General features: G+C 73.1%; 1 protein-coding gene and 1 pseudogene. Both read right to left on the bottom strand.

Annotated features, from left to right (window positions below; genetic code table 11):
- On the bottom strand, window positions 1–1,188 hold a 1,188-nt coding region (locus AB0I76_RS29680; RefSeq protein ID WP_357042380.1), incomplete at its 3' end, for an alkane 1-monooxygenase.
- Between the two features lie 88 nt (window positions 1,189–1,276).
- Window positions 1,277–1,536: pseudogene (locus AB0I76_RS29675) on the bottom strand (hypothetical protein); the annotation flags it as partial.

Raw genomic sequence — 1,536 nt, 5'->3', positions numbered from 1 at the left:
GCCCGCGTACGGCTCGGGGGTGGTCGTGGTGCGGCGGCGCTGGCACTCCCGCAGCCGGCGCAGGGCCGGCGGGTGGACGTTGGCGCGGTCCAGGTCGCCGCCGTAGTGGGCGAGCACGCGGTGGTCCATCACCCGGCGCCAGACCGGCGGGACCAGCGCGGCCACCAGCATGGTCGCGTAGCCGGCGGGCAGCTGCGGCGAGAAGTCGAAGCTGCGCAGGGTCTGGTAGCGGCGCAGCGGGTTGGCGTGGTGGTCGCTGTGCCGCTGGAGCTGGAAGAGGAACACGTTGGTGACGGTCCGGTCGCTGTTCCAGCTGTGCCGGGGGTCGACCTTCTCGTAGCGGCCGGCGGCGTTGCGCTGCCGGGCCAGCCCGTAGTGCTCGAGGTAGTTGACCGCCTCCAACAGGGAGAACCCGACCACGGCCTGGAGAATCAGGAACGGCAGCACGACCGGGCCGAACGCGACGACCAGCAACGCGTACAGCGCCAGCGTCATCGCCCACGCGTTGAGGATGTCGTTGCGCCACGTCCAGGGGTTGCGGCTCCGGAGGCGGAAGCGGCTGGTCTCCAGCCGCCAGGCCGAGCGCAGGCTCCCCCAGACGGTACGCGGCCAGAACGCCCAGAAGCTCTCGCCGAGGCGGGAACTGGCCGGGTCCTCCGGGGTGGCGACGCGGGTGTGGTGCCCCCGGTTGTGCTCGACGTAGAAGTGCCCGTACCCGGTGGGGGCGAGGGCCACCTTGGAGAGCCAACGCTCCATCGTCTCGCGCTTGTGGCCCAGCTCGTGGGCGGTGTTGATGGCGATGCCGTTGACCACCCCGATGGTGGCGACCAGGCCGGCCGCGCCCAGCGCCGTCAGGTCACCGGAGGCCCAGACGGCGCAGCAGACCACCAGGGCGGCGTACTGGGCCGGCAGGTAGAGGTAGGTGAGCCAGCGGTAGTAGCCGTCGGCCTGCAGCCGGGGAACCGCCTCGTCCGGCGGGTTGCGCCGGTCGTCGCCGATGAGCAGGTCGACCACCGGGATGAGCCCGAAGACGAACGCCGGGGTGAGCCACCAGGCCCAGGCGCCGCCGCCGGCCCGCCAGGCGGCCCAGCCCAGGAAGGGCAGCGCCGGGACGAGCAGGGCCAGCGGCCAGAGCGGCCGGCGGGTGTCCCGCCAGGCGGTGGGGGTGACGGTCGCGTCGACGGCCATGGCCGACCTCCGATCTCTCGCGGTCTCCCCTCCGACTGTGGCAGCCGTCACTCGATTTTACAAGAGGCATAATTTTGTAAAGTCTCGATCAACGGCGTGCGGGACGCCATCCCGCCCGGGCCGTCGGCCCGCCCCACCGCCGGTCCGCCCCGGCGTCGTCGGTACCGGTCGCCCCGGCCGTCCTGGTGAGATGCCGCAGGCGCAGCAGCAGGCCGAAACCCATCGAGAGCAGCAGCCCACCGAGCAGGAACGCGGCCTGCACCACGCCGAACCCGCCGGAGGCAGCCACCGGCCGTCCCGCTCCCGCGGCGGGTGGCACGTCGGCCGCCGGGGGCACCTCGGCGACCG

It is taken from the genome of Micromonospora sp. NPDC049799 (genome assembly GCF_040656655.1).
Taxonomy (GTDB): Bacteria; Actinomycetota; Actinomycetes; order Mycobacteriales; family Micromonosporaceae; genus Micromonospora.
Note: the sequence above shows the minus strand (reverse complement) of the source record. Positions and strands in the feature narration are given on the sequence as shown.